20 protein-coding genes and 3 riboswitches are annotated in these 22,011 nt (G+C 50.9%); of the genes, 4 read left to right on the top strand and 16 right to left on the bottom strand.

Features of this window, described 5'->3' with window-relative positions; all coding sequences use genetic code 11:
- Positions 1-62: 62 nt before the first annotated feature.
- Complete coding sequence (locus tag FO441_RS02910) at positions 63-785, bottom strand: GntR family transcriptional regulator (RefSeq protein ID WP_145285534.1); 723 nt, start codon at positions 783-785, stop codon at positions 63-65.
- Positions 786-1,010: 225 nt separating this feature from the next.
- On the opposite strand from FO441_RS02910, the gene FO441_RS02905 reads away from it, so the two are divergent.
- The 3 genes from FO441_RS02905 (at position 1,011) to FO441_RS02895 (ending at position 4,905) form a co-directional block, all read left to right on the top strand.
- A complete protein-coding gene (locus tag FO441_RS02905; protein ID WP_246094989.1) occupies positions 1,011-2,732 on the top strand; it encodes an ABC transporter ATP-binding protein in 1,722 nt (573 codons plus the stop codon).
- 100 nt (positions 2,733-2,832) lie between these two features.
- Positions 2,833-2,934: riboswitch (purine riboswitch) on the top strand.
- A gap of 79 nt (positions 2,935-3,013) precedes the next feature.
- Entirely contained in the window at positions 3,014-3,598 is a 585-nt protein-coding gene (locus FO441_RS02900; RefSeq protein WP_145285528.1) for a xanthine phosphoribosyltransferase, read from the top strand.
- Positions 3,598-4,905 (top strand): nucleobase:cation symporter-2 family protein, encoded by a 1,308-nt coding sequence (locus FO441_RS02895; RefSeq protein ID WP_145285525.1) that lies wholly within the window; start codon positions 3,598-3,600, stop codon positions 4,903-4,905. The genes FO441_RS02900 and FO441_RS02895 overlap by 1 nt, the downstream gene beginning before the upstream one ends.
- A gap of 55 nt (positions 4,906-4,960) precedes the next feature.
- Here FO441_RS02895 and FO441_RS02890 read toward each other — a convergent pair whose 3' ends face one another.
- The 5 genes from FO441_RS02890 to hflX form a co-directional block, all read right to left on the bottom strand.
- Positions 4,961-6,481: an AbgT family transporter gene (locus tag FO441_RS02890; RefSeq protein WP_145285523.1), complete on the bottom strand. Its 1,521-nt coding sequence runs from the start codon at positions 6,479-6,481 to the stop codon at positions 4,961-4,963.
- Positions 6,465-7,775 (bottom strand): amidohydrolase, encoded by a 1,311-nt coding sequence (locus FO441_RS02885; protein ID WP_246094987.1) that lies wholly within the window; start codon positions 7,773-7,775, stop codon positions 6,465-6,467. The genes FO441_RS02890 and FO441_RS02885 overlap by 17 nt, the downstream gene beginning before the upstream one ends.
- A gap of 96 nt (positions 7,776-7,871) precedes the next feature.
- Positions 7,872-7,979, bottom strand: a riboswitch (SAM riboswitch).
- A gap of 84 nt (positions 7,980-8,063) precedes the next feature.
- Positions 8,064-8,255, bottom strand: a complete 192-nt coding sequence (locus FO441_RS02880) for a hypothetical protein (protein ID WP_145285517.1) — start codon at positions 8,253-8,255, stop codon at positions 8,064-8,066.
- Between the two features lie 37 nt (positions 8,256-8,292).
- A complete protein-coding gene (locus FO441_RS02875) occupies positions 8,293-9,543 on the bottom strand; it encodes a methionine gamma-lyase family protein (RefSeq protein ID WP_281287270.1) in 1,251 nt (416 codons plus the stop codon).
- A gap of 4 nt (positions 9,544-9,547) precedes the next feature.
- On the bottom strand, positions 9,548-10,786 hold the full coding sequence (gene hflX, locus FO441_RS02870) for a GTPase HflX (RefSeq protein ID WP_145285512.1): 1,239 nt from the start codon (positions 10,784-10,786) through the stop codon (positions 9,548-9,550).
- Between the two features lie 137 nt (positions 10,787-10,923).
- Here hflX and FO441_RS02865 point away from each other — a divergent pair, with 137 nt between their 5' ends.
- Positions 10,924-11,409, top strand: coding sequence for a glutathione peroxidase (locus FO441_RS02865; RefSeq protein ID WP_145285509.1), 486 nt, complete (start codon positions 10,924-10,926; stop codon positions 11,407-11,409).
- Positions 11,410-11,440: 31 nt separating this feature from the next.
- Here FO441_RS02865 and hfq read toward each other — a convergent pair whose 3' ends face one another.
- The 10 genes from hfq to FO441_RS02815 form a co-directional block, all read right to left on the bottom strand.
- Entirely contained in the window at positions 11,441-11,635 is a 195-nt protein-coding gene (hfq, locus tag FO441_RS02860; RefSeq protein WP_145285506.1) for an RNA chaperone Hfq, read from the bottom strand.
- A complete protein-coding gene (gene miaA, locus FO441_RS02855; protein WP_145285504.1) occupies positions 11,628-12,569 on the bottom strand; it encodes a tRNA (adenosine(37)-N6)-dimethylallyltransferase MiaA in 942 nt (313 codons plus the stop codon). Before miaA ends, hfq begins: the two co-directional genes overlap by 8 nt.
- Positions 12,562-13,437 carry an alpha/beta fold hydrolase gene (locus FO441_RS02850; protein ID WP_145285501.1) on the bottom strand — a complete coding sequence of 292 codons (876 nt, stop codon included), beginning with the start codon at positions 13,435-13,437 and terminating at the stop codon, positions 12,562-12,564. The genes miaA and FO441_RS02850 overlap by 8 nt, the downstream gene beginning before the upstream one ends.
- An 11-nt stretch (positions 13,438-13,448) precedes the next feature.
- On the bottom strand, positions 13,449-15,341 hold the full coding sequence (gene mutL / locus FO441_RS02845; RefSeq protein ID WP_145285498.1) for a DNA mismatch repair endonuclease MutL: 1,893 nt from the start codon (positions 15,339-15,341) through the stop codon (positions 13,449-13,451).
- A 4-nt stretch (positions 15,342-15,345) separates the two neighbouring features.
- The gene (gene mutS / locus FO441_RS02840; protein WP_145285496.1) at positions 15,346-17,865 is read right to left on the bottom strand and encodes a DNA mismatch repair protein MutS; all 2,520 of its coding nucleotides are present in this window, start codon (positions 17,863-17,865) and stop codon (positions 15,346-15,348) included.
- A gap of 49 nt (positions 17,866-17,914) precedes the next feature.
- Entirely contained in the window at positions 17,915-18,412 is a 498-nt protein-coding gene (gene thiW, locus FO441_RS02835) for an energy coupling factor transporter S component ThiW (RefSeq protein WP_145285493.1), read from the bottom strand.
- A 69-nt stretch (positions 18,413-18,481) separates the two neighbouring features.
- Positions 18,482-18,907, bottom strand: coding sequence for a YlbF/YmcA family competence regulator (locus FO441_RS02830; RefSeq protein WP_145285490.1), 426 nt, complete (start codon positions 18,905-18,907; stop codon positions 18,482-18,484).
- 138 nt (positions 18,908-19,045) lie between these two features.
- A complete protein-coding gene (locus FO441_RS02825; RefSeq protein ID WP_145285487.1) occupies positions 19,046-19,837 on the bottom strand; it encodes an energy-coupling factor transporter transmembrane component T family protein in 792 nt (263 codons plus the stop codon).
- Positions 19,830-21,233: an ABC transporter ATP-binding protein gene (locus tag FO441_RS02820; RefSeq protein ID WP_145285484.1), complete on the bottom strand. Its 1,404-nt coding sequence runs from the start codon at positions 21,231-21,233 to the stop codon at positions 19,830-19,832. The genes FO441_RS02825 and FO441_RS02820 overlap by 8 nt, the downstream gene beginning before the upstream one ends.
- Before the next feature lie 2 nt (positions 21,234-21,235).
- Positions 21,236-21,814, bottom strand: coding sequence for an ECF transporter S component (locus FO441_RS02815; protein WP_145285481.1), 579 nt, complete (start codon positions 21,812-21,814; stop codon positions 21,236-21,238).
- Positions 21,815-21,882: 68 nt separating this feature from the next.
- Positions 21,883-21,973: riboswitch (TPP riboswitch) on the bottom strand.
- Positions 21,974-22,011: the final 38 nt, after the last annotated feature.

Genomic DNA, 22,011 nt, shown 5'->3' with positions numbered 1-22,011 from the left:
TATAATTCGTATTATCAATTAAAAAGATGCTGATCCACATGGACCAGCATCCTTCTTCGTTTTCATTTTTGTCTGATGGACTGGTACTGGTACTTCTCGGTATTGATCACCAGTTCGGTATAGTCCAGAATATTGCCGTCCGCCAGATAGGTTGTATTGAAGACCTTGAGCAGTGGCGAGGCCGGGTCGCAATCAAAGTGTCCAATCATCTCTTCTGTCGGCATGATGGGGACGACAACGTGATGGGAATGGGCGATTGTCAGTTTCTTCTCTTCCTCGATATATCTGTATTTCGATCGGGAAAGGCGCTCGTAGGTCAGATCCGGGTAGTCCACTACACTCATGTAGCTGGTTTCGATCATCATCGGCTCGCCATCCGCCCTTCTCAGCCTGACTATATGGTAGACCGGACTACCAATCTCCAGTTGAAGTTTCCGGCTGATTTCTTCACTTGCAGGAACCACTCTGAAATCCAGCACTTCGGAGGATGCCTGCTTGCCCATCGCCTTCATCTCTTCTGTAAAGCTTTTGACCGTGGTCGCACGGCTGACAACCTTCTGCTCGGAGACGTATGTGCCGCTCCCCTGGCTGCGTGACAAGTAGCCTCTTGCAACAAGGTTGTTGGTGGCCTGGCGGACCGTGACCCTGCTGACCTCATACCTGCTTGAAAGTTCCTGTTCAGTTTCTATCGGCGCACCTTTTGGATAACGGCCGCTTTTTATGTTCTGCAGAATATCATTCTCGATCATCTTGTACTTCGGGATTTTCTTCTGTCCTTTTGGCAAAACCTTCTCCTCCTGTGATCTGGAATAAAATGATGGATGATGCGGGAGATGTATTTATATCAGAATAACACAATAGGCAGGAAATGGGCATGCCTGCATAGGCGGCATGACAGTGAATGTCTCGAGATATGGACCTGGGGCCGACGCCGCACCCCTCATTGTCATGGTATAATCGATAAGGAGTTCATACATACCGCAACTTTACAAGCATTGGAGGTACACCATTTGAAACGTTTCTTTTCCTACTACGCACCCTATAAGCTCCTATTTTTCACAGACTTCTTCTGCGCAGTTGTCGTCGGGCTGCTTGAGCTCGGCTTTCCACTCATCGTCAATCTGTTCATCGACAGGCTGCTGCCTTCCGGCAACTGGCAATGGATCATCATTGCAGCAGCTGGTCTGATTGTGGTCTATATGTTCAACACCTTCCTGCAGTTTATTGTCACCTACTGGGGACATATGCTTGGAACGAACATAGAGCGGGATATACGCAATGACCTATACGGACATATCCAGCGGCTGTCCTACCGCTTCTTCGACAACACCAAGACCGGCAAGCTGCTGACACGGCTGACCAATGATCTGATGAACGTCGGCGAGATGGCGCACCATGGTCCTGAAGATCTTTTCATCGCCATCATGACACTGCTCGGTGCTTTCGGCATCATGTTCGCCATCCATCCTGAACTGGCGATCATCTCGTTCATCATCGTCCCACTCATCCTGGTGATTGCCATCTACTTCAATAAGAAGATGACGGTGGCCTTCCGGGAACTGTTCGGCCGTGTCTCGGACTTCAACCATATGATCGAGGACAAGATCGGCGGCATACGACTGGTCCAGGCATTCGCCAATGAAAAGCGCGAATACGACAGCTTCAGAGTAATCAACGAGTCATTCAGAAAAACAAAGCTGAAAGCATACAAGATCATGGCGTTCAATACATCGACCACCTATATGCTGATGCGTCTCGTAACCGTCTTCATCCTGATTGCCGGTGCATACTATACGATGAATGGAGAATTGACATTCGGTGAATTCGCCGCATTCATCCTCATTTCAAACATACTTTTCAAGCCACTCGAGAAAATCAATGCAGTGATCGAGCTCTATCCGAATGGTATTGCCGGCTTCAATCATTTTACCGAGATCATGCGTGAAGTGCCGGATGTGCAGGATCGTGAAAATGCAGTGCCGCTTGAAGACGCCCGTGGTCATATCGTCTATGATGATGTCACCTTCGCCTATGAGGATAAGACTGTATTGAACAGCATTTCACTGTCCATCAACCCAGGTGAAACCGTTGCGTTCGTCGGACCGAGCGGCGCAGGCAAGACTACGCTCTGTTCCCTATTGCCGAGATTCTACGATGTTACAGAAGGGTCCATCCAGGTCGATGGTATGGATATCCGCGACTACACACTCGCTTCACTGAGGGAAAACATCGGAACAGTGCAGCAGGATGTCTTCCTGTTTTCAGGTACGCTCAGGGACAACGTGGCATACGGCAAACCTGAAGCCGATGATCAGGAGATATATGCAGCACTCGAAAAAGCGCAGTTGAAGGAACTTGTCGACAGCTACCGTGACGGCCTCGATACAATTGTCGGGGAACGCGGTGTGAAACTATCAGGCGGTCAGAAGCAGCGGATCGCCATTGCACGCATGTTCCTGAAGAACCCGCCGATCCTCATACTCGATGAAGCGACAAGCGCCCTCGACACGGCAACGGAAGTGCAGATCCAGACTGCCCTGAACCGACTGGCCGAAGGCCGGACGACACTCGTCATCGCCCATCGTCTTGCCACCATCAAGAATGCAGACCGCATCATGGTCGTGACAAAGGAAGGCATTTCTGAAAATGGCACCCATGAAGAGCTGGTATCCAAAGAAGGCGGCATCTATAGATCACTTCATGATGCGCAGTTCACGTACCAGACGACTTGAAACCCGAACTAAATCCTAAAAACATTGTACTTTTAAACTAAAATGTGAACTTGAGGCAAAAATAGTGTTGAAAAGTTCGTTTATTATGTTATGATTATGTACATCTTAAATACAAAGCACTCATATAATCGCAGGGATATGGCCTGCAAGTCTCTACCGGGATACCGTAAATGTTCCGACTATGGGTGAGTAACTTGCGTGGATACACTCGAAGTATACTCATCTCATTGATGTGTGCTTTGAGTTTTTTTATTTTAAAAATACTTTTTGGGGTGTTGTTCATGGAGTTGCTCAAGGAAAAAATACTGAACGAAGGTGTCGCACTATCGGACACTGTACTGAAAGTGGATCACTTTCTGAATCACCAGATCGATCCGGAACTCATGGTTGAAATCGGCCAGGCGTTCAAGGAAAGATTCGAAGGGAAAAATATTACGAGAATACTGACGCTTGAATCTTCAGGCATCGCACCTTCTGTCATGGCAGGGCTTGCGCTCGGTGTACCGGTCGTATTCGCCAGAAAAAGGAAATCTCTGACGCTCGATGAAAATCTTCTCACTGCAGAAGTCTATTCATATACAAAACAGGAAACCAATACGATTGCTGTAGCGGACAAGTTCATCTCAAGCGATGATTCCATTCTGATCATCGATGACTTCCTCGCCAATGGCGAAGCAGCAAATGCGCTTGCTGATATCGTTCATCTTGCTGGTGCACGCGTCGCAGGTATCGGCATCGTCATCGAGAAATCATTCCAGGACGGTGCAAAGAAGCTCAAGGATAGAGGCTATCATGTCGAGTCGCTCGCACGCATCGCTTCCCTGTCCAATGGGGAAATCAACTTTCTGTCAGAGGTGAACGCATAATGCAGATGTCAAAAACGAAACAGCTGTCACTCGGCTTCCAGCACGTACTCGCCATGTATGCAGGCGCAGTCGTCGTTCCACTTATTGTCGGCGCCGCCATCGGACTGACGTCCGCCCAATTGACATATCTGATTGCCATCGATATTTTCATGTGCGGCATCGCAACGATCCTTCAAGTATGGAAGAACCAGTTCTCAGGCATCGGGTTGCCCGTCGTCCTCGGCTGTACGTTCACCGCTGTCGGACCGATGATCGCCATCGGCACCACTTACGGCATCACGTCCATCTATGGCGCCATCCTGGTCACCGGACTGTTCGTACTGCTGATTGGAAAATACTTCAGCAAGATGATCCGCTTCTTCCCGCCGGTCGTAACGGGTACTGTTGTCACCATCATCGGAATTACACTCGTTCCCGTCGCGATGCATGACATCTCAGGCGGCCAGGGCAGCGCGGACTACGGTTCCGGCCTCAACCTGGCACTCGGGTTCAGCACACTCGCTGTCATCCTGATTCTATTCAGATTCGGCAAAGGTTTCCTGAAGTCCATCGCCATTCTGAGCGGTATCGTCATCGTCACCATCGTGAGTTCATTCTTCGGCATGGTCGACATGACTGAAGTACGCGACGCATCATGGTTCCACCTGCCACACTTCTTCTTCTTCGGCATGCCGGAATTCCACCTGGTGCCGATTGTCACGATGATGCTCGTTGCGGTCGTCGGACTCGTTGAAGCGACAGGCGTCTATTTTGCACTCGGAGACATCTGCGAAGAAGAAATCGAAGAGAAGGACCTGAAGCGCGGCTACCGTGCCGAAGGCATGGCCATCATTCTCGGCGGCCTGTTCAACTCCTTCCCGTACACGACCTACTCCCAGAACGTCGGACTCGTCCAGCTGTCCGGTGTGAGAAATAAACGCATCATCTACATCGCCGGCGTCATGCTGATCCTGCTCGGTCTCGTACCGAAAATCGGTGCGATTACGATGGTCATCCCGACACCAGTTCTCGGAGGTGCAATGCTCGCAATGTTCGGCATGGTCATCTCATACGGTATCAAGATGCTTTCAAGAGTCGACTTTGAAAACCAGAACAATCTGATGATCATGGCCATCTCAATCGGCATGGGACTTGGCGTCACAGCAGTTCCTGAGCTGTTCGCCATCGTCCCATCAACATTCGGTGTCATCGCTGAAAGCGGCATCGTCCTCGGCAGTCTGACTGCCATTGTTCTTAACCTCGTGTTCAACTTGAGAAGTGAAAACGTCGAGCAGACTTCGCTTGAGAGTGAACAGATGACACAATAGAATCTGCTTATGAATGAAGGCCCGTCAGCAATCAAGCTGACGGGCCCTTTTTCGATCAACCTTCCATGTAGACTGTAATACCCGGTCCAAATGGTATGCCGAGAATGAAGAATATGATGAGCAGTACAAGCCATATGCCGAAGAACGCCAGGCTGTATGGCAGCATCAGTGAAATCAGAGTACCGAGTCCTGCCTTCCTGTCGTAATCCTTCATTACAGCAAGCACAAGCATGATGTAGGGATTGAGCGGTGTAATGATGTTTGTGGATGAATCAGCAATCCGGAAGGCTGCCTGGATGAAGGCGGGATGATAGTCGAGCAGCATGAACATCGGAATAAAAACCGGAGCCATGAGTGCCCATTGGGCGGAACCACTGAAGATAATCAGGTTCAGAAGTGCTGCCAGGAATGAAAAGCCGATGATCAGCGGCAGACCTGTCATACTGATGCTCGTGAAGAATTCAGCACTGTTCACTGCCAGCCATGTACCAAGATTGCTCCAGCTGAAGTAGGCGATGAACTGGGCAGCGGCGAAAATCAGGACAATATAGCCTGACATGTCTTTCATGGATTCCGCCATGAACTTTGGAATATCATCAAGTTTTTCAATGGTTCCGGCAGTTTTGCCATACGCAACACCGACTGTCACGAAGAACAGCAGAACAATCGGTACAATATTACCGAGAAAGGTGGATGGCACGAGCCCGCCCGATTCATTTCTTAGCGTAGAACCGGGATAGAATACAAGCAGAGCCAGTATCGCAATAAAGAGGATGCCTGCTATGACTGCATTTCGTAGCCCTTTGTTCTCCCTGTCTGTCACTTCATTCAGCTGCCGGTCCTCTTTTGTTTCATCCTTATATGTACCGAGACGGGGCTCTATGATCTTGTCTGTAATCAACCCGCCAGCTATGGCGATGAACAGTACGGACGTCAGCATGAAATAGTAGTTGTCGACGGGTGTGACAGCGACGGTATCATTGATCATGGCAGCCGCTTCCGATGTGATTCCAGCAAGTGTCGCATCCGTCCCTGTAATGATCAGATTCGCGGTGAAACCGGCACCTGTGCCGGCGAAACCTGCGGACAATCCGGCCAGCGGGTGCCTGCCTATCGTATAGAAGACCATGGCAGCCAGTGGTGGAATGATGACAAATGCAGCGTCGGATGCCAGGTTGCCCGAGATGCCGACCAGGATGATGGCATAGGTGACGACGGACTTCGGCGCCTTAAGAATGGATTTCTTGATGGCAGTCGACAGCAGTCCCGTCTTTTCAGCCACACCGATACCGAGCATGATGCCGAGCACAAGTCCGAGCGGTGCAAACCCGGTGAAGTTGTCGAGCATGGAAGACAGCATGTAGGCCAGTCCTTCAAAGGAGATCAGGTTTCTGATTTCAAGCATTTCCCCTGTGCCCGGGTGTTCGACTGTCGCACCCACGAAACTGAATATCATGGAAATCACCATGACAATTGCAGCCAGTATGACAAAAATGAAGAAAGGATCCGGCAACTTGTTTCCGATGCGTTCAATAGCACCGAGAACCCCTTTCTGTTTCTCAGTCGTCTGATTCATGAAGGACCCCTCCCGCAATGTGATTGATGTTATTGATGTAGACCGATACTGCCGTCCTGATCGCTGCCTCATCAAAATCGAATGCCGGATGATGGTGACCTGCAGCCAGTGGGCTCGCGAAAATCATGAATGTCGCAAGCCCGCCACGCTTTTGGACATGGTCGATCATATAGGTGACATCCTCACTTGCGTCAAGTGGAAGGACATCCCTGATCATGACGACATCCGGGTTTGCATGGTTGGCTTCACGCACCAGGGTCTGCCACTTCGAATCGCATGCGGCACCGATGGCCGTCCCCATGAACTTCGTTTCATAGTCCGTGCCGTGCATGAGTGCCGACGCCTGAAGTATGCGTTCTACCTCACTCAGCATATATTCATTCAGAGCGTTCGTTTCACCTCTCGTCTCCATCTTGATCTCCGCATGATCTGCCACGACATTCCAGCCGCTTCCTGCATTCATCGTACCGACATTGACACGCGTCGCACCTTCCCGATGTCTCGGGATTGCATGGAGATGCAGAGACGCTGATGCCGCAGCCAAAAGTGCATTCCTGCCGGCATTCGGTTCCACGCCGGAGTGGGCTGATTTTCCGTTGAATGACACATCCAGTTTTGTACTGGCAAGAAAACGTTCTGTTGTCGCGCTGACTGTACCCGCCGTCGCCTCATGGATGCCGAGATGACCGCTCATGAAATAGTCCACGTCATCTAGCCACCCTTTCTCCACAACACTTCTCGCCCCTCTGCCACCCTCTTCAGCCGGCTGGAAAATAAGTGTGAAGCGTCCGGTCAGCTGGGAGGCATTCTGGTGTATGTATTTGGCAACCGCAAGACCGATGGCGATATGCCCGTCATGGCCGCACGCATGCATTTCATTTTCATGCACCGAACGGAACCCCTCAGCAGACGGCTTGTGCGATGCTCCCTCCGACTCCAGTATGGGCAAAGCATCTATATCCGATCGCATGGCAATATGCGGTCCCGGCCGTCCTGTGTCAAGTACTGCCACGAGGCCCGTGTTCCCACCTTCAAGCAGATCGAGGAAATCGTCAGGCACACCGTAGGAAACTGCCCGTTTACGTGAGGCTTCGATTATTTCTTCATCAGGCACACCGTAGCGATGATTGGGACTCAGAACCTCTGTGCCCAGATGGAGCTTGAAATCGGTATCCTTCAATATAGTGTATATCTCATAAGTTGTGATGAACTCTGTAAACCCTGTTTCCGGCGTCTGATGAAACTTTCTGCGCAATGCTACTGCGTCATCCTGCAGCACTTCAATACTCTTCAATCCAGTCACCATCCTGATAAATAGTAGTATTTACATAACTCACATCGACGAAAAAATAAAGACCCCTTCCAGCAAGGAAGAGGTCAAAATAACCTTCCCTCATCTTTCAGGCATGCACCTGTTGGAAATGGCACCTTTCAGCAGATATGCTGAGGTTGCCGCAGGATCCAAGGACCAATTTCCTCCCCCGACTCTTGATAAGGTATCTATTCAGTTCGTCAATACAATTCATACTATCAATATATGAATTTACTGTCAATGCATGTATCGACAGTAGGACCTGACGTATCATCCCATACTACTTGCAATCAGCAGCACTGCCACAACAGCAATTTCAAGACCCAGCATCCATTTCAAGAAGATATCCGCATCGGAGTACTTCATGCTTCTGCCGCTGCTGTTGAAAAGTTTCGATCGGCTCGTAAACAGCAGAATCGCTGTCAGAAAAATGATCGGCAGCATCAGTTCCAGATACATCATTGTCCTGTCTCCCTTTGTGTTTTAAATTAGATGGAGTCTATAATGCTATCATTTCCTTTTCTGCCATCTCGACGAGCGCGGTGGTCAGTGCATAGACGACGTGCTCGAAGACGAGTCCGCCCTGGATGAATACGGTGTACGGACTTCTGATCGGGCCGTCGGCGCTGAGCTCGAGCGAGGCACCCTGTATGAATGTGCCTGCAGCCATGATGACCGGGTTCTCATATCCCGGAATATCGCTTGGTACGGGCAGGAACTGGGAGTTGACGGGAGAGGCTTTCTGGATCATCTGGGTGAAGGTGATCATCTCTTGCTGCGTATTGAAGGATACACTCTGGATCAGATCGGTGCGTCGGGCGTCAGGGCTTGGATCTGTTCTGAGTCCTGCCCTGGACAGCAGATGACTTGTCAGTACAGCACCGTTCAGGCTCTCGATGACGGCATGCGGTGCCATGAAGAAGCCCTGGTACATATCCTGCAGTGCATTCAGGCTGGCCCCCATCTCCTTGCCAATGCCGGGAACGGTCAGACGGTAGCTGATGCGGGTGATGAGTTCGCTGTTGCCTGCAATATATCCACCCATGCGTGCAAGACCCCCGCCCGGATTTTTGATCAGGCTGCCGGCAATGACATCGGCGCCTGCCTCGATCGGTTCCCTCGTCTCTACGAATTCGCCATAGCAGTTGTCGACGAAGATGATAATATCGGGATGCTTCTCCTTTATTTTATGGATCATCGCTTCCATTTCGTCGATTGAGAGTGACTTGCGCATGCTGTAGCCGCGGGATCGCTGTATCGCAATCATTTTCGTCTGTGGTGTGATGGCTGCCATGATGGCTGGTTCATCAAATTGGTCATTTACAAGATCAATTGACTTGTAGCCGACGCCCTTTTCCTTCAGGCTGCCGATGTCCCTCGGAGAGTTGCCGATGACCTTCTCGAGTGTATCGTACGGCTCTCCGCTGATATAGATGAGTTCATCCCCCTTTTCAAGCAGGGCAAGCAGAACGAGGCTGATCGCATGGGTGCCGGAGATGATCTGGCTTCTGACGATCGCATCCTCGCTTCTGAATACAGCACGATAGATCTCCTCAAGCTTGTCGCGGCCGGTATCATCATAGCCGTAGCCTGTCGTCCCGGTGAAGTCACTCTCGGCCACACCATTCTCATGAAAAGCCTCCATGACCTTATTGAAGTTTTTCTGTGCAATTTTTTTATTCTTTTTCATGATCGGTTCAATCTCATCGATGGATGCCTCCACCAATGCTTCTATCTCTGTAGTCTCCAAACTGCTACTCCTCGTTTCTCTCTGAAATTCTTTGGCTCCATGCGCCTGGCGGTTCATAGCCGGTCATCCGGTATGTCTGTGCATCGTCATCCAGAGTCTGTTCTTCTACAATCGTATACCGCTTCAGATCATAGATCTTCTGAGGCTGTGACAGCGGCAGTTCTGCATCATATTTCTCCATATGTGTCTTCATGAAGTCCTCAAGTATCTGGAGCAGCTCCATGGGCGGCATGCCGGTATTCACATACGCATGGGGTTCGCCCGGCGTGTAGTGGACGGTATCATCGATATCCGTCTTGTTGAAGAATACGATGGATGGAATAGGCTCCATGTCGAGCTGCTTCATCAGATTTCTGACCGTATCATAATGCGTCTGCAGGTTATCCGAACTGTTGTCGATGACATGGATCAGGAAGTCACTGTCTGCCGCCTCTTCCAGTGTCGATTTGAAGCTCTCGACAAGGGTCGTCGGCAAGTTCTGGATGAAGCCGACGGTGTCGGACAGGATGCATTCGAATCCGGAAGGCAGTGTAATCTGACGGGTTTTCGGGTCCAGAGTGGCAAACAGTGCGTTCTGTTCATACGTATCACTTTTCGCCATGGCATTGAATAATGAGGACTTGCCTGCATTGGTATAGCCGATGAGCGACACTTTGACCACCTGGTTCCGGTTGCGCTTCTCACGGTACCGCTCGCGGTGGGATTCGACAACCTGGAGCTGCTTCCTGATCTCCTTGATCCGCTGGTTGATGTGCCTGCGGTCGGTTTCAAGCTTCGTTTCACCAGGTCCCCTCGTCCCGATACCGGCACCGAGACGGGAAAGGTTGATACCCTGGCCTTTCAACCGTGGCACAAGATACTGCAGCTGGGCCAGTTCCACCTGCAGCTGGCCGGCCTTCGACATGGCCCTCATGCTGAAAATATCCAGAATGACCTGGGTACGGTCGATGACCTTCGTATCCATAATCGCTTCTATCGACCGGTTCTGACTGGCAGTGATCTCGTCATTGACAATCGTGTAGTCGATCTCTTCGTCCTCTCCATATGATTCCCGCGTCTCCGACAGGAAACCAGTGCCTGCATACGATCTAGGATCCACTGATGACCGGTTCTGTATATGGACACCGATGATCTCGATATCCACAGACTCTGCCAGGCTCCGAAGCTCCTCCACCTCGGACTGGACGTCTTTTCTTTTCGGTGTATTCACTGAAATGATGATACCTTTATACGTTTTTGACATTTGCGTACCTCCTCAGCTGCTTTAGCCTTCCATACCCGTTTTGCTGATCGGTTATGGGATTCGTGTTTAATAGAGCCAGATTTTGTCTAAATGAAAGATATATTTGTGTTTGTCGTTTTAGAAAGGGGCCTCGAATCATGAAGACGCATATATATGATCTGAAAGTTCATGATGATACCGGCATACCAATGGATATGAGGGATTTTGAAGGCAAAGCCATTCTGATAATCAATACTGCAAGTGAGTGTACATTCTGCAACCAGCTGTCCGAACTTGAGTTCCTCTATCAGAAGTACAAGGATGAAGGGCTTCGGGTACTTGTTTTTCCTTCCGACGACTTCATGAACTCTGAACCGCTCGATGCTTCTGAAGCCCGGTTCCACTATAATAGGGAATATGGCGTTACATTCGATGTGATGGAAAAGGTGAATGTCAAAGGAGATAGCATTCATCCTCTATTCAAGCATCTGACTGAAAGCAAGAATGGTCTTTTGACCAATACTGTAAAGTGGAACTTCACCAAATTCCTGATTTCAAGAGAAGGCAGAATCGTGAAACGCTTTCCACCGCAAAAATCCCCACTTACATTTGAAGATGACATCCTAAGAGTACTCAGAGGCTAAAAAAGCATCCCACCAGATGGGATGCTTTGTGCTATTTGGTAAACGTGCTGATGGCATGCTTGTAGATCAGATGATCCTTGCCGCCTGACTGCAGCTGGATGACAAATCTATCAAAGTCTATGACAGTCCCCCGCATCTGAAACCCATTTACCAGAAACACGGTCACTTCGACTTCCGACTCCTTGAATTCACTGAGAAACTTCTCCTGCAGATCACCATTAGTCATTTTTCTTTCTCTCCTTCGTGTGTAGGAATTGATATATATCCTCAAATATAGTATCCGTATTCACTGAATCAAGATCGTACCAATTCACGGGAAGCTGATTCCTGAAGAAAGTCAGTTGTCGTTTGGCATATTGCCTGGTATGCTGTTTGATGGTTTCTTTCACCTCTTCGAGGGAAGCACTGCCCTCGAAGTATGGCAGGAATTCCTTGTAGCCGATGGCTGCACTTGCCGTTCTGGACAGGGAACTGTCGCTCATCAGTGCGCGCACTTCATCTTCAAGCCCCATCTCGAACATCTTGTCGACACGACTGTTGATGTTCTCATGCATTATTTTTCTATCACGTGTCAATCCTACTATAAATGTATCATATTTCATCTCGTCTGTGTAGCCGGGGCCTTCCCTGCTGCTGATCCGGTTGCTCAGTTCATGCTTGACCAGTGCACGGATGACCCGCTTGCGGTTGTTCTGATGGATCTCCTGTGCAAGCTTCGGATCAATCGCCCTGAGACGGCTGTGAAGAATGGTCGAACCGAGCTTTTCGAGCCGCGCTGTCAGAGCACGCTTTTCCGCATCATCCTCATCGTTGAATTCATAGCCATAGATGAGCGCACGGATGTAGTGTCCGGTGCCTCCCACGATGAAGGGCACATCCCCGGCTTCATGGAATTCATCTATGACCTCATCGACATGCTTCTGGAAATCGTGCACCGAGAAGGATGTATCCGGCGGCATGACATCGATCATATAATGCTGGACCCCATCCATCTCTTCCTCTGTAATCTTTCCTGTACCAATATCCATCCCCTGGTACACCTGCATCGAATCTCCGCTGATGATCTCAAGGTTGAACCGCTTCGCAATTTCGACGCCGAGTGACGACTTTCCGATTGCGGTCGGTCCCACCAGAATAAGCAGCTTCTTCTTTTCAGACATGTCTCATCACCCACTCCACCAGTCTGTTGTATACCTGTTCGCGATTTTTTTCAAAAAGCACTTCATGACGGCTCGTATCATAGAGCTGCACCGTAACGCTATCCAAGTAGTGCCGGTAGAGGCGTGCCAGGTTGCGTATATCTTTACCGCGGCTGGAGAACGGATCATCCTTGCCGCCGACCAGCAGGATCGGCACGTCGCGGTCGAGCCGCTTCAGATTTTTTTGCTTTGTGCTGAGCCGGATATGCCGCACAATTTCCGAAAGTGCCCGGTTGCTCATCTTGAATCCGCAATAGTCATCCCTGTTGTATTGCGCCACCTTGGCATCATCCTCCGACAGCCAGCGATTCTTCTGTGTACCCGGAAACGACGCATCATAGCCGGCGAACGCAAGGCGGTTGATTGTTTCGGACTTCATCCTCGGTGCTGCATTGGCAAGTCCGCTGAGCATCTTTGAGGAGAGCTGGTCAAAGAAGGCGTCCCTGCTGCCGGTGCCGACGATGATACCGCCATCGTAGACGCCCCGCTCAAGCAGTCGCCTGGCAACGATCGAGCCCATCGAATGGCCGAGGATGAACTTCGGCAGATCATGCGGAATGACGGATGAGACAGCCAGCGCATCCTCGATCAGCAGATTGAAGTCGTTAAAATGGCCGGGATCCTGCTCATCTTCGCCATGACCTCGGTGATCGTGCATGATGGCCATGCAGTCATTCATCGCAAGCCATGTCATCATTTCGCTGTAGCGGCCCATATGTTCCGCCATACCGTGCATGAGCTGGATGGCACAGACAGGGGATTCCGGAGAAAAGATTTTTATTTTTATGCGGCGTCCGTAGTTATCTATCGTCTCTTCGCTGATCTTCATCTTTTTCCTCCCTACTTCATAACGCGGTTGAACATGCGCTCGATTTCGTAAGTACTCATGTGGATGATGACCGGTCGGCCATGCGGGCACGTATAGGGCGATCTGCAGGATCCGAGTGATTCAAGGAGCGCTTCGATCTGCGGCCGATCCAGATAATGATTCGCCTTGATGGACTGCTTGCAGCTCATCATGATGGCCATCTCCTCCTTGTACTGGCTGACGGAGAAATCGGACTTTGATGAAACGAAATGGATCAGTTCCTCGATATCCGCTTCCGGGTTCCTGTCATCGATCCAATTCGGATAGGCTGTCACTGCATACTGCCTGATGCCTGTCTTCTCGATATCAAAGCCGAGTGACTGGAGGCGTTTTTGCCTATCATCTATTTCTATTATATCACTCATCGGAAATTCGAAAGTATACGGGATCAGAAGCGGTACCCTGTCCGTCTTCCCTCTGGTGATGTTCTCCGAATAGTATTCGTATTTGATCCGCTCCTGTGCGGCATGCTGGTCCATCATATACATGCCGGTGTCATTCTGTAGAATGATATAGGTGCCGTGGAGCTGGCCCACGATTTCAAGATACGGCAGCTTTTCTTTTTCCACCGCCTCCTCTGCAGCTTCTATAGGTGTGTCAGGAGCTGTCTGACTTTCCGCCGGCGGTGCTTCGCGTGCAGGTTTCTGTACATGCCGCTCTGCCGGTGGTCCTATTGCTTCTTGTGTTTCGTTCAGTACCGTCTTTTTCGGTACTATTCTATAGTCGGTCGAAGTCTTGCTGAAGTTTCGGGTCACGGGGTGATGCCGGCCGGTCTCCGTTCTTTTGTCAGGCTGTCGTTCCACATTGGAAAAATCAAGTGTGTCCTGCGTCGTCTGCTGTCTCGCTACGGGAGCTTTTCTTGTGACGTCAGGGATGAGCATCTCGTCCTTCATGCGTGAACGGACTGCCGATTCAAGCAGCTGGTTCAGCTCGCGTTCCTTCGAAAAGCGGACTTCTGTCTTGGCCGGATGGACGTTGACATCGACCAGCTTCGGATCCATTGTGATGTCGATGATCGCAATGGGGTATTTGTCTTTCGGCTGCAGCGTATGGTAGCCGTTGATGACCGCCTGCGACAGCCGGAAACTCCGGATGAACCGGCGGTTGACGGAGATGTTGAGATAGTTGCGGCTGCTGCGGGTTATCTCCGGACGGATCAGGAAGCCCCGGATGTGAAAGTCCGCATCCCGGGTTTCGAATGCCACCGCATGCCGTGCGATGTTCAGTCCATAGATGTCGCTGATGACTTCCTTGAGGTTGCCATTGCCTTTCGTCATGACCTTCTCGCTGTGATCCAGCACAAGACGGAAGCTGATATTCGGATAGGCCAGTGCCATGCGCTGGATGACATCGATGATCTTGCCGCTTTCCGTACGCATCGAACGCATATACTTGAGCCGTGCCGGTGTGTTGTAGAAGAGATCTGTTATGGTGATATCGGTCCCTTTCCGTTCCTTGCCGGGAATCTGCTCGGCCAGTCTGCCGCCCTCGAACCGGATGAATACGGGATTGCCGTCCACGTGCTTCGTTTCGACCGTCACTTTCGCCACGGCCCCGATGCTGGCTAGTGCCTCGCCGCGGAAGCCGAGTGAGCGGATCTGGAACAGATCATAGTCCATATCAATCTTGCTTGTTGCATGCCGCTGGAACAGCAGTGGTCCATCGGTATGGTGGATGCCGTCGCCATCATCAACGATGCGGATCTGCTTCATTCCCGATTCCTCTATAAATACTTCGATCTGCCTGGCGTTGGCGTCGATCGAGTTCTCAAGCAGCTCCTTGACTACGGAACTCGGCCGTTCGACCACTTCTCCGGCGGCTATCTTATTCTGTATTGCACTGTCCAGTACTTTTATTGAACCCATATCATCACTCGCCTTCAAGCTCGTTTTTAAGTTCCTGCAGCTTCATCATTGCATCGAGCGGTGTCATCGCATTGATATCAACAGCCTTGAGCTGGTCGATGACCGGATGGGTTTCATACGTCTCCGTATCATCGAGCGGCAGGGACAGCTGCCGGCTGCCGATGACATGTCCGTCCTGCTCGAATCCTTTGAGCAGTTCGTGAGCCCGCTTCGTCACTTCATCCGGCAGTTCGGCAAGGCGTGCCACATGGATGCCGTAGCTCCGCTCCACCGGACCAGGCTTCACCTTGTGGAGGAATATCAGCTTGCCGTCATACTCGGTCGCCTTGACATGGACATTCTTCAGATGGTCCAGTTCATTTCCAAGCCGTGTCATCTCATGATAATGCGTCGAGAAGAGTGTCTTCGCACCGATATGATGGTGGATGTACTCGAGCATCGACTGGGCAAGCGACAGGCCGTCGTAGGTGGATGTCCCCCGCCCGATCTCATCAAAGATCAGCAGGCTGTTTTCGGTCGCGTTCTGCAGTGCTTCATTGGCCTCCATCATTTCAATCATGAAAGTCGACTTGCCGCTTGCCAGGTCATCGCTCGCCCCGATGCGGGTGAAAATCTGGTCGAAGATGGGCAGTGTGGCTTTTTCTGCCGGCACATACATGCCCATCTGTGCCATGATGCTGATGATCGCCGTCTGCCGCATGTAAGTACTCTTACCGGACATGTTCGGTCCTGTAATCAGGTAGATGAATGTCTCCTGGTCCATGTCGAGGGAGTTTGGTACATACGTGTTCTCGCCGATCACCTTCTCGACCACCGGGTGGCGGCCCTCCTTTATGGACAGCGTGCTGTCGCTGAATTCGGGACGCACCAGGCGGTATTCATTCGCCACAGTTGCAAATGAGATGAGGCAGTCGAGGGTGCTGATGATGTCGGCGGTCGTCTGGAGCCGTGGAATGAACTGCTCCATCTGCTGGCGCAGCTCGACAAAGAGATTGTACTCCAGAATGATGCTTTCATCCTGCGCACCAAGCAGCTTCGATTCCATCTCCTTCAGTTCAGGGGTGATGAAGCGCTCCGCATTGGTCAGCGTCTGCTTGCGCTGGTATTCGAAATGGTCGGCATCGAAGTTTACGGCATTGCCTTTCGAGATTTCGATATAGTAGCCGAACACCTTGTTGAATCCGACTTTCATATTGCGGATGCCTGTGCGTTCCCGTTCCCGCTCGATATAGTCATCGAGCCATATCCTGCCATTGTTTGACAGGTAGCGGTATTCATCAAGCTTCTCGTTGTACCCTTCCTTGAAGATGCCGCCTTCCCGCACTGTCTTCGGCGGCGTATCATCGAGGCTTGAATCGAGCAGTTGATGGACATCATGGAGCGTATCGAAATCGCTGAACAGGGTAGTATCCATCAGACCGATCCGGCTGAGCATATTTTCGATTGCCGGCAGTCCTGCCAGCGAATCCCGCATCTGGACGAGGTCCTTTGCATCAATGTTGCCGAAGCTGAGCCGGCCGACGAGCCGCTCAATGTCGTAGACATTATTGAGCAGCCCCCGGATATCTTCCCTCTCCAGAAAGTTCTCGAGTAATACAGCCACCACGTTCTGACGCACATGAATGGCATCCTGGCTGAGCAGCGGCCGCTCGATCCATTTTCTCAGCTTGCGCTTGCCCATCGGTGTCTCCGTCCTGTTCATGTACCAGAAGAGAGAGCCTTTTGTCTTCTTGGTCTGCAGGCTCTCCAGCAGCTCGAGATTCGACAGGGCGGCATAGTTGAGCTGCATCGTCTCCTTGATGCGGTGCTTCGCCACTGTTCTGAAATGCTTCAGATCGCGCATGTTATGGGCGCGGATATAGCTGATCAGCAGATTAAGTGCCTGCTTTTCCCCTGCAGTGATTGCCGGGTCGTAGTCGAGCGGGTGATGCACATCGTTTGTGAACGGCGTATTGACCGGCGGATCGGCATACAGTTCCGACAGGACCCCCTGGATATTCTCCTCGATGACAATCTCCCTCGGACCGATCCGGTCGATCTCGCTTTTCAGCACCGTCATATCGTCCGTGCAGAATGCGGAGATCTCCCCTGTCGATATGTCCGAATAGGCAGCATTGAAAACGCCGCCCTGTTCGTCCAGTGCAAGAATGTAGTTGCTGCGGCCGTCATCCATACCGAAATCGTCAATCAGAGTACCCGGTGTGATGACACGCACCACGCCACGTTTCACCATGCCCTTCGTCTGCTTCGGATCCTCGAGCTGTTCACAGATCGCTACCTTATAACCCTGGTCGATCAGACGCTCGATATAGCTCTTCGCAGAATGGTAGGGCACGCCGCACATCGGAATCGGATCCTTCTTCTTGTCCCGTGATGTCAAGGTGATCTCGAGCAGCTTGCTCGCCGTGACGGCATCTTCATAGAACAGCTCGTAGAAGTCCCCCATCCGGTAGAGGAGCAGAACATCCGGATGTTCCGCCTTTATATTCAGATACTGCTGCATCATTGGTGTTACTGTAGTCATCTAAACACTTCCATTACTAAAATATAATTGCATTATATCATGCAGCTCATCATATGTTGAATTCCTTTAGAACTCCTTTTTTGTCAAGCTGGCCAAGAAGAAGCCATGAGATCAGCGATCCGATCATTGTACTTGCCAGAAATGCAGGAGCCAGCACAAAGAAAAAATCGAGGTCCAGGCCAAGCACTGCGATCAGAGGCAGCGTGGCGAGCGAACCAAGAATACCAGTGCCGAGCATCTCCCCGGCAGCAGTCGGCCCAAGCTTCTTGAACTTCCGGTATAACAGAAACGCAACCAGTGCCCCGATCATGCTGCCAGGGTACGCAAAAGGCGATCCGGTTCCCATCATGATCCGTATTGTCGATGAAAGAAACGCCTGCACTACGGCAAAGGGGCCGGTGAGTACTACGCTGACTACATTGATGAGGTGCTGCACTGGCGCAGCTCTGACTGGGCCGAGTGGTATGACGATAAAAGTGCTCAGTACAACGTTCAGTGCCACAAGTACACTTGTCATGGTCAATTTTCTGGTTAATTTCCTGTCCATTGATACATCTTCCTTCCGAAAAAAGGGCTGTACATCCTTTAGAGATGCACAGCCCTTTTATATTTTTGTCTAATCCTGTTTACGATTCGGCATGTTTCTCATTGCCGCTCCGGTTTCACCTTCAAGAATATCTCCACCTGTAGAAGTGATGACCTCGTTGGTCACCGTCTGACTGATGGCATGGGAGACCATCTGCAACAGCTCGTTGACCTGTCCCTGGGATTCCTTGAACTGGTTGACGATCGGCATCTCATCTAGTTCCGCCTCAACCTTCTTTATTTTCTCCTCGGTCATCTGGTAGGCACGTTCCTTGCCATAGTTCTGGAAGTTGACAGCCTGCTTCTGCAGACTCTTCAGGCTCGCCATCTTTTCGCGGACATCCTTGTTCTCATGGATTTTCGCTTCAGCTTTCTTGAAGAAGTCGACCTGCTCAGTTTCTGCAATCATGCTGCCAAGTGCCTTGGCTTCTTTTACAATTTCATCTTTCGTATACATAGCGCTTCCACCTTTTCCTATTTTGACACCGGTGGCCCGGCAATATTCTCTCATCATCCGCATGAATCATCGGTGAATCAAATCTTATATCAGTATATACGTTTTCACCGCATAATTCAAAACTATTTGGCTGTCATTTCATCTTGCATCGGTAGTGGCAAAAGGGCTGTACCACTGACCCAGCTGATATGAAAAAATGACTGTCAGGATGACGAGCATGATGAAAAGGAGATCGATGATGGAAAATGAAGTCCGGTGGTAGTATGTCCTCGGTCCATCATCGAATCCCTTCGATTCCATCGCGATGCCGAGCCGGTATGCCCGGCGGATGCTCTGGCTCAGAAGCGTGATGATGGTCGTGGAAAATCCCTTATAGCCGCTGATGTATTTCCTGTGGATCAAAGGCCGCCTCACTTTGCGCGCACGCCTGAGTGTCATATACTCATTGGCGATGATCGGCACCATGCGGATCGCGGCCATGAACGCGTAGGCGAACTTCGGCCTGAGACCCCCCTGCTGCATCATACTGTAGAAGACGTCCGTCAATTTCGTTGTGAACACGACCAGTGCCCCAAAGAACGACAGTACGACACCACGCATCATGATATGAACACCGCGCACAGTGCTCTCCTCAGTGATGTGGACGATACCGAAGCGGAGGAGCGTGGACGTTCCTTCCCCGTAGAAGATCATGTACAGGCTTGAGATCAGACCGAAAAACAGGATGGTCGCAGTGAGCAGGACGAGGTAGCGGATTTTGACGCCGCTCAATACGATCAGCAGAACCAGCATGAGCAGCGACAGATGGAACAGGTGGTTCGGATCATGGATGAGTACGACGGCGAGAAACAGGCCGACCGCCACCAGAATCTTGGTGATCGGGTTGACCCGGTCTGCAGGTGTACTGTAATGTCTGATTGCTTCAATCATCAGACCCGCCTCCTTCCATCAGCGTCCCGTCCTCTATCCGCAGTCTTCTTGAAGGATAGCGTATTTTGATTTCTTCATCGTGTGTGATCATGATGATGGTCGTGCCCGACTTGACCATATCATGCAGCATTTGAAGCAGCCGGAATGCGTGCCGCTGATCGAGGCCGAAAGTCGGTTCATCCAGAATGATGATTTCGGGAATGCCGCCGGCTGCCGTCGCCACACTCAGACGGCGCTTCTGCCCTGTCGAAATTTCGAGCGGATGCAGATGGCGGACTTTACCGAGACCAAGTCTTTCTATCAGTGCGTCCGCTTTCTGCTTTGCTCCCTCCCTGCCAAAGTGTAGCTCGAGATTGATGAACACTTCGTCAAAAACAGTGTTTGTAATGAACTGCAGTTCGGGATTCTGAAATACCGGATAGAGCGCTCCGTTATAATGCTTCTGCTTCTTCACTTTTTTATTTTTGAACTGTATATCCCCGTCTGACGGAATCAGCTTCATCAATGCCAGGAGCAGGCTTGTCTTTCCTGTGCCATTATCCCCTTCAAGAGTGATCCACTCCCCTTTCCATATATCAAGTGCATCGATGGTCAGAAGCTGCCTTTTCCCTCTTCTGACCACCAGGTCGCGGGCTTCTAGCAGTACATCCGACTGTGCTTTTATTTCAGGAAGACGTGGAGCATTGTGCCAGGATTCAGGATGCCATACGCCGAACGCATCAAGTGCATCCCGGTGGTTTTCGAGCATTTCATCCGGCGGCCCTATCCTGTCGATCCGGCCCTGGTCATCCATGAGTATGACACGGTCGACCTTATCCCATATATTCTCCACGCGGTGCTCGATGATTACTACCGTGCGGCCGTCCCACATCTGTTGGATGGTTTCCCACAAATGTTCGGCAGACCCCTCATCGAGCATACTCGTCGGTTCATCCAGGAACAGCGTGTCCGCCTGCTGCAGCAGTGCACTTGCGATGGCAAGCTTCTGCTTCATGCCGCCCGACAGTGTGTGGATGGCTGCAGCGGGATCGATATCAAGACCGACCGTACCGAGTATCTGCACGATTCTCTGGTCCATATCCTCTCTTTCGACCTGCCTGTTCTCCATGATGAATGCAAGCTCCTCTGCCACCGTGGGCATCGTAAACTGGGAATCCGGATCCTGGAAGACATAGGCACCGGAATTCGGAAGCTCCAGCTGATCGGCCTTCATCAGTACATCGATGACGTTCGGAATGAGTCCCCCGAGAACGTTGAGCAGAGTACTCTTGCCTGAGCCACTCGGTCCGACAATCAGCACCTTTTCCTTATCCTCTATTGTGAGTTCAAGGTCTGTAAACAGGCGCGCTTGTGCCTCCGGGAACTTCAATCTGAGGTTTTTGACTGCGATGGCCATTCCTACAGTCCTTCATCGGCTGTGGCCTTCTGTCCGACCAGTTTCAGTACGCCGGTTCCTTTCAGCCCCTGGTACAGCAGATGGGCAAGTCCGCCGGCAATGAGTGCACCACTCAGCACTCTGAAGCCGAACATGAGCAGCAGATTCCACGTTGCAAGCTGTCCAAGATAACCGTAATACCAGTCGAGCGGCAATGTTGAAAGGGCCGCTGCCACACCAGCCGCAACTGCCACCATCAGCGAAGTGCTCTTATACTTCACGACTGCAAAGACAATTTCACACGCCAGTCCCTGGATCAATCCATAGACGATCAGCATGACGTCGAACTGCAGCATGACGATCGTCTCCCCTGACGCGGCTGCGAATTCAGCAATCAGTGCCACACCCGGCTTTCTGATGATCAGGTAGGCGACGACTGCTGCGATGAACCACATGCCGTAAAGCAGCTGGTTCAGATGCAGACCAAGGGGTTCGAGTGCCGTATAGACACCACCCCATATCGAGTAGATGAATGCAAACACGAGTGCGATGACGACCGTGACCAGTACATCGGTCAATGTCAATCCGTTTTTTCTTACCATGGTAAAACCCTCCAGACATTATTTTCCAAATAAAAAACACACCACTAGCGGAGTGGTGTGCATATTTATAGGAAAATATGCCACTTCCCTACGCTAGTATGATCTAGATCAGGTAATGAGGGTGATTCTCAGTCCAAACGGACACCCCTAGTGGTCGTTTCTTATTCGGTTGTATCCATGGTAATACACTTCTGATG

Origin of the sequence: Salinicoccus cyprini (genome assembly GCF_007713705.1) — a bacterium.
GTDB lineage: Bacteria > Bacillota > Bacilli > Staphylococcales > Salinicoccaceae > Salinicoccus > Salinicoccus cyprini.
Note: the sequence above shows the minus strand (reverse complement) of the source record. Positions and strands in the feature narration are given on the sequence as shown.